We start from the raw sequence: 7,650 nt of genomic DNA on the forward strand, positions 1-7,650 counted from the left end.
GCATGTTCATCAATGGTTGAAAAAAGCTGTTCTTTTGTCTTTTCGCCTCAATCCTATGCATACTCTTTCTGGTGGTGTTAGTGAATCATATTGGTGGGATAAAGTTTCTTCGAAATTTTCTGGTTGGAAAGAAGATGATTTTCAAAAAGCGGGGTTCCGTGCCGTTCCTGGAGCAATTGTACGCCACTCTGCCTATATTGCACCCAATGTCATACTCATGCCATCCTTTGTCAATCTTGGTGCTTTTGTTGATGAGGGCACAATGGTTGATACATGGGCTACAGTTGGTTCTTGCGCACAAATTGGTAAACATGTCCATCTTTCTGGGGGGGTGGGAATCGGAGGTGTTTTAGAACCACTGCAAGCAAACCCAACGATTATTGAAGATCATTGTTTTATCGGTGCACGATCTGAAGTCGTTGAAGGTTGCATTGTTCGTGAAGGCGCTGTTTTAGGAATGGGAGTCTTTATTGGGAAATCTACAAAGATTATTGATCGTACAACAGGTGAAATTTTTATCGGTGAAGTACCACCCTATTCAGTTGTGGTTTCAGGTTCTCTCCCCGGTAAACCACTCCCTAATGGTGAAGCGGGACCAAGCCTTTATTGTGCTGTTATTGTAAAACGCGTTGATCAAAAAACACGAGAAAAAACATCTATTAATGATCTCTTGCGCCATTAAGGTGCAATTTTTAAAAACTCTATAAAGAACTTTGACCAATCAACAAAACCAAAGCAATCAATAAGGGAGAAGACTCCCTTACTTTATTATTTATTCATTTTAAGCGCTTGAATAAAAGCTGATTGTGGAATTTCTACTTTTCCAAATTGGCGCATCCGCTTTTTGCCCTCTTTTTGTTTTTCTAACAGCTTACGCTTACGCGTGACATCGCCTCCATAACATTTCGCCGTTACATCTTTGCGCAAAGCACGAATTGTTTCACGTGCAATGATCTTACCACCTATTGCTGCTTGAATTGGAATCTGAAACATATGTTGAGGAATAAGATCTTTCAATTTTTCACACAATGAACGTCCACGCTTTTCTGCAATCGTGCGGTGTACAAGCATGGATAATGCATCTATAGGCTCTCCATTCACCAAAATAGACATTTTAACTAAATCCCCCTCTGCATAATCCCTCATCTGATAATCAAAAGAAGCATACCCCTTCGATATTGACTTTAAACGATCATAAAAATCAAAAACAACTTCATTGAGTGGCAAATCATATGTCACCATGGCGCGCGTTCCAACATAGGATAAACCAACCTGTATTCCACGCCGCTCCTGGCAAAGTTCTAAAATTGAGCCAAGATAGTTATCAGGAGTCATTATTGTCGCACGAATCCACGGTTCTTCGATAGAAGAAATTTTAACCACATCAGGCATATCTGCTGGATTGTGCAACTCTTTAACAGAACCATCATTCATATTCATACGATAAACAACCGAAGGTGCTGTCGCAATTAAATCTAAATTAAACTCACGCTCTAATCGCTCTTGAATAATTTCAAGATGAAGAAGCCCTAAAAAACCACACCGAAAACCAAACCCCAAAGCCGCCGATGTTTCCATCTCAAAAGAAAAACTCGCATCATTTAAGCGCAATTTGCCCATGGCTGCACGCAAATCATCAAAATCGGCAGCATCAATGGGAAAAAGTCCACAAAAGACAACCGGTTGTGCAGGCTTAAAACCAGGTAAAGCATTTTCACAAGGACGACGCTCTTCCGTAATCGTATCACCAACCCGTGTATCGGCAACCTCTTTGATAGAAGCAGTGATAAAACCAATCTCACCTGGTCCTAATTCATCAACCTGTACCATTTTAGGTGTAAACACCCCAACGCGCTCAACAGGATATTTTGCCCCTGTCCCCATCATACGAATGGTTTGTCCCTTTTTCAACACACCATCAATGACTCGTACCAAAACGATGACGCCAAGATAAGAATCATACCAGCTATCAACCAACATTGCCTTTAAGGGATTTGCAACATCGCCTGTACGTGGAGGGGGTAATTGTGTAACAATTGCCTCCAAAACATCAGGGACGCCTAAACCTGTTTTCGCTGATATTTCCACAGCTTCAGAGGTATCAATACCTATCACATCTTCAATTTGTTCTTTAACACGTTCAGGTTCTGCTGCTGGAAGATCAACTTTATTGAGCACAACAACCAATTCATGAGAATTATCAATAGCTTGATAAACATTTGCCAACGTCTGCGCCTCGACACCTTGGCTTGCATCCACCACCAACAGAGAACCTTCACACGCTGCTAGTGACCGCGAAACTTCATAAGCAAAATCCACATGACCAGGTGTATCCATAAGATTTAAAATATAGGTTTCACCATTCTTTGCTTTATAGTGTAAACGTACTGTTTGTGCTTTAATAGTAATCCCACGTTCACGCTCAATATCCATGGAATCAAGCACTTGTTCTTTCATCTCACGTGTGTCAAGTCCTCCTGTCATTTGAATCAAACGATCCGCTAAAGTGGACTTGCCGTGATCAATATGCGCCACGATGGAAAAATTACGAATATAATTACGATCTATTGTCATATAAGGCGATTTAGCAAAGAATAATACAAAACGCAAAGACCAATTATGTCCTATCGAGAACCTTTCAAAAGAATATTAACCGAAAGAACTTCTCAAAACATGAACTTTTCGTAGTTTAAAAAATAAGGCTTTTATTTAATAAATTAAATACCAAAGGGACCTAAAATGATCTTTTCACATCTTGTTTGATGACTTATCGGCTGGATAAGCCGCTACTATCACACACTTTGCAAACCTCCAATGTTGCAATAGTCCTTGAGACTTGAAAGAATTTAGAGGAGAGGTATCTTTTTTATGCAATTTTAACCACATGGCTCCCACTTATGGTGTATAAGCAAGTCATTTGGATTGATTTAACATAAAAGATTTTTACAATCTTCAGAGTTTTAACTCAATATGAATAATGTTATATTATCATTATAAATCAATACGTTGTATAAATATCGCGTGAATATGTATATCACTTAAACTTACGATAAAATTTGTGAGAAATGCTTTTTATTTGTATGCAATAATTTGCTTTTTAGCAATTTTATATAAAATAAATGCATGTTGAAAGGGATAGCTTTCTTTTTAACGTTTGAAACTGTAGAAATAAGCTCTATTGCATAGAGTTCTTATGTACTTTTTATACAACTCCTTTCTTCCTCCATTAAAGATAAAAACATCAACTTCCTTCAAATAATTTGATAATATATTGATTTATAATGATTATTTGTTGTTCTACAATTGAAATGAAAACGCTATAAGTAAAAAAAACGTAGGAAAAGTGCATCGCTAATCAATCTTTTCAATTGCTTTATTTTTTTTACGCCATTGTGAAGGTTGTAATTCAGCAACAATGATTCCAATCAGAATAAATAAACCACCCAATAAAGCTAAAGGAGATAAATGCTCTCCAGCCAAACGCCCAACAATACCAGCCCACACTGGTTCACCTGCATAAATCAGTGTTGCACGGGTAGGAGAAATAGACTTTTGTGCCCAATTCATGGCCAATTGAATAATCGCACTCATTAATGCCAACCCCATACCAATACTAAACCATACCCACGAAAACTCAGGAATGCTTTCACCCATCAAAGGCATACAAGCAAATGCAAAAAAACCACTAAAGAATAACTGAATAATGGTTACACGCCGACTATCAACCTTGTTGGCAAAAATTCCGATGAGTATGACTTCTCCAGCAATCGCTAAAGCGCCTAACAAAGTCAAAATCTCGCCTTTTGAAAAATCAACGCTTCCTGGTTTTTGTCCTGAAACAAGTAAAAGCCCAATAAAAGCAAAAACAATACCAATCCAACAGGCAAAACGGGGAGGTTTTTTAAAAACAATCCATTGCAAGATTGGAACCATCGGAACATAAAGCGCTGTGATAAAAGCCGACTGACTACTAATAATTGTTTGAAGTCCAGCGGCTTGAAAAGCATAACCCAAAAACATGGATAAACCAATTGCCATCCCAGCAAAAACTTCATAAACAGTTATACCTTTTATAGAACGCCAAAAAATTGCTCCACATATAAGAGATGCAACAATAAAACGAAATCCAACAAAAAACAGAGGACCACTATAGCGTACCGCAATGTGAATGACTAAAAACGTAATCCCCCACAATATTGTTGCAGCAAATATTGCCAATTCTGGTTTGCTTAATAAAGGATATTTCAACTGTTTTATATTCGTCATGAAAAGCCTTCTCCTCCAATTCTCCGCACAATTTATGAAACAATAAGCGTTCCAACTCCCTGTTCGGTAAACAGCTCTAGTAAAACAGAATGAGGGGTTTTTCCATTTAAAATGACAACACCTTCCACACCATTTTGAAGGGCTTTCACACAAGTCTCTACTTTTGGAATCATGCCTCCTGAAATTGTTCCATTTTTGATAAGTTTCTCAGCCTCAGAAACTGTCAATTCTTTTAAAAGTTTACCCTGTTTATCCAAGACACCAGGAACATCAGTTAAAAATAAAAGACGTTTAGCCTCTAATGCACCCGCAATAGCTCCAGCGAAAATATCAGCATTAATATTATAGGTTTTACCATCCCGACCAGGAGCTACAGGAGCAAGAACTGGTATCATTTCAGAACAAGCTAATAGATCCAGCAATGTACGATCAACTTCAATAGGCTCACCAACAAATCCCAAATCTAGAACACGTTCAATATGCGAATCAGGATCAATGACTGTTCTATAAGCCTTTTCGGCAAAAACCATATTGCCATCCTTGCCACATAGCCCTATTGCCCATTCACCCTCAGCATTGATGAGAGCAACAATCTCCTTATTGATAGAACCCGCCAAAACCATTTCGACCACTTCAACGATCCGTTCATCGGTTACTCGTAAACCGTTTTCAAATCGTGATTCAATTCCCATTTTCATCAAAATTTCAGCAATTTGAGGTCCTCCACCATGAACAACAACAGGATTAATCCCCGATTGCTTTAATAGAGCAATATCACGTGCAAATGCTCGCCCTAAAGCAGGATCACCCATAGCATGACCGCCATATTTTACCACGACTGTTTCATTTTCATATTTTTGCATATAAGGTAAAGCAGACGATAAAAATGCTGCTTGTTTTTCCAAAGCATCAACAGCACTGTTTTTAGCATCATCCATTAATAGAGCCTCCTCATCACTTTTTACTATCTCTTAGTGAAATTTAGGAAAAGTGAAAACAATAAAACAAAGCTTTACTCTATCCATCCCCCTGAAAATCATCAATTTTCCTTCAAATTATGAAAAAATAATAACGAGATAAAACAAGAAAATAACTTCCTCAATGAACGTAATAGCGAAAAATTAAATAGAATAAGCGCAAAAAACGTCACTATTTTATGATCTGATATATAAAATTGAAGAGCAAAACTTTTAAGCTACGCTGTACAATCAACCCATTCAGTTACCTTATGGATACTTAACAATGAATAGGAATATATACAACCATTGATTTTACAAGAATGCATGTTATGGAGAATTATAATAAGTTATCTTTTTATAGCGTAAAAAATAATTATAGCGTAAAAAATAAAAATCTGAATATAGGAATATTTTGTCATTTTAATACTCAAATTTCACATCAATCAAAACCATTGGCGTTCACATTAAAAATGAAATTAGCATATGAACACCATGTAAAATTTACAATACAATTGATTTATAATCATAGACTAGCGTTATCCGAATAAAAGTCCTCATATTTTAGAGTAGGCTGTGGTTAAGACTATGAAAATAGTACCTTATACAACCGATCATGAAAGGCTACACTCTTGGGAAGAGATAGATTGCCCAACAGCTTTTTTTTAGTCTTATTTGATAAGATTTTACCATTTTTAAATTTTATGATGAAGCTTTTAAAAGGATTTTGCCTGTAAAAAAAATTTAGATTTTTACTGAATTGGTTCCACCTGATGATTGCTTATATGATTTATTCACATCAAGACTCTACGAACAAGCCTCATAACCTCGCACTTCTCTAAAACCGCTTTATATGTATAAGAGGCTTACATGGCTTGCATTATCGCCTTAAATGACGATCTTTCTATGGTACAAAAGATAAATGCCGTTACACTGAAAATATTATCAGTCATTTAGTGCACCCTTCTATGGATAAGCCCTTTTTAAAATATTATAAACATTCAAAAATAAGACTTATCCATAAAATGTAAAAATTCTGCACAGCCAGGAGCTTACACTAAAGTAATCGTCTCTCTTCTTTCTTTTCAAACCAAAAGAATGCTTTTTAAAGATGATAAGACAAGCGGAAATTTAATGAAAATAACCTTCCAAAAATATTTTCTCATTTACTTTGAAAACATTCACCTATTTTAACCAGAAATATTTTCAAAAAATTCTTTCATCCGTGAAAAAAAACCATGTGATTGTGGTGAATTCTCATGATTTGAGAGCTTTTCAAATTTTTGCAATAGTTCACGTTGCTCGTGCGTGAGCTTCTGTGGTGTCTCAATCGTGATATGAATATATAGATCACCTCTTAACTGCTGACGGCGCAACATGGGCATGCCTTTGCCTTTAAGGCGGAATTGACGTCCATTTTGTGTCCCTTCTGGGATTTTAACACGTGCTTTAACACCATCAAGATCAGAAACTTCAAACTCTCCTCCTAACGCTGCTGTTACCATCGAGATAGGAACGCGACAGTGAAGATCTGCTCCTTCTCGCTGAAAAAATTCATGTGGTTTAACGGAAAGGAAAATATAAAGATCACCATTGGGACCACCACGAACACCAGCATCACCCTCACCAGAAAGACGAATACGCGTCCCATCTTCAATACCAGCTGGAACATTCACGCTCAATGAACGTTTTTTCTCTATGCGCCGTGTACCCTGACATTTGGGGCATGGATCTGTAATCGTTTCACCACGTCCATGACATGTATGACATGTTCTTTCAATAGAAAAAAAACCTTGTGCGGCACGCACACGACCAGACCCATGACATGTCCCACAAACTTGTGGACTAGAGCCCTTTCTCGCTCCTGAACCTTCACAAACATCGCACGTGACAGAACTAGGAATATTAATTTCTGCAGTTTTTCCTGAAAATGCCTCTTCTAAAGTCACTTCCATATTATAACTCAAATCAGCACCACGTTCGCGACCATCACCACGCTTACGGTGTGCACCTCCCATAATCTCACCAAAAAAATCTTCAAAAATATCAGCAAATCCACCACCGGAAGCAAAACCGCTAAAGGGATTGCCTCCCCCTTGACCACCGCTATTTTCAAAGGCCGCATGACCAAATCGGTCATAAGCAGCACGCTTTTGAGGATCTTTAAGAACTTCATAGGCTTCGCCAATTTCTTTGAACTTTCGCTCTGCCTCTTTATCCCCGGCGTTGCGATCAGGATGATACTGCATTGCCAACTTACGAAAAGCGGATTTCAACTTTTTATCATCACATTCACGAGTTACGCCAAGAATTTCATAATAATCAACCTTCATCATGTATTCCTGAATGTATTCCTGATAGTTTTTCTATCATCCATCTTTACACTTGACTGAGAGCTATAGCAAGAATAACGCAACTACAAATTTTA

At 37.6% G+C, this 7,650-nt stretch carries 5 protein-coding genes; 1 reads left to right on the forward strand and 4 read right to left on the reverse strand.

What is annotated here, in order from left to right; translation table 11 throughout:
- Positions 1 to 682, forward strand: a 682-nt coding sequence (locus FS875_RS08900; protein WP_144755817.1) for a 2,3,4,5-tetrahydropyridine-2,6-dicarboxylate N-succinyltransferase, incomplete at its 5' end; no start/stop codon positions are given.
- 86 nt (positions 683 to 768) lie between these two features.
- On the opposite strand, the gene lepA is transcribed toward FS875_RS08900, so the two are convergent.
- From lepA to dnaJ, 4 genes are all read right to left on the reverse strand, one after another.
- Positions 769 to 2,574 (reverse strand): translation elongation factor 4, encoded by a 1,806-nt coding sequence (lepA, locus tag FS875_RS08905; RefSeq protein ID WP_144755825.1) that lies wholly within the window; start codon positions 2,572 to 2,574, stop codon positions 769 to 771.
- A gap of 777 nt (positions 2,575 to 3,351) precedes the next feature.
- Positions 3,352 to 4,266, reverse strand: coding sequence for a DMT family transporter (locus FS875_RS08910; RefSeq protein WP_144755819.1), 915 nt, complete (start codon positions 4,264 to 4,266; stop codon positions 3,352 to 3,354).
- A 32-nt stretch (positions 4,267 to 4,298) separates the two neighbouring features.
- The gene (argB, locus tag FS875_RS08915; protein WP_144755822.1) at positions 4,299 to 5,204 is read right to left on the reverse strand and encodes an acetylglutamate kinase; all 906 of its coding nucleotides are present in this window, start codon (positions 5,202 to 5,204) and stop codon (positions 4,299 to 4,301) included.
- A gap of 1,208 nt (positions 5,205 to 6,412) precedes the next feature.
- Positions 6,413 to 7,555, reverse strand: a complete 1,143-nt coding sequence (gene dnaJ / locus FS875_RS08920; RefSeq protein WP_144755828.1) for a molecular chaperone DnaJ — start codon at positions 7,553 to 7,555, stop codon at positions 6,413 to 6,415.
- Between the last annotated feature and the right edge of the window lie 95 nt (positions 7,556 to 7,650).

This window comes from Bartonella saheliensis (assembly GCF_902162175.1).

Coding starts and splice junctions, on each gene's coding strand:
- lepA (WP_144755825.1), bottom strand. CDS start 2,574: ATGACAATAGATCGTAATTATATTCGTAATTTTTCCATCGTGGCGCAT.
- FS875_RS08910 (WP_144755819.1), bottom strand. CDS start 4,266: ATGACGAATATAAAACAGTTGAAATATCCTTTATTAAGCAAACCAGAA.
- argB (WP_144755822.1), bottom strand. CDS start 5,204: ATGGATGATGCTAAAAACAGTGCTGTTGATGCTTTGGAAAAACAAGCA.
- dnaJ (WP_144755828.1), bottom strand. CDS start 7,555: ATGAAGGTTGATTATTATGAAATTCTTGGCGTAACTCGTGAATGTGAT.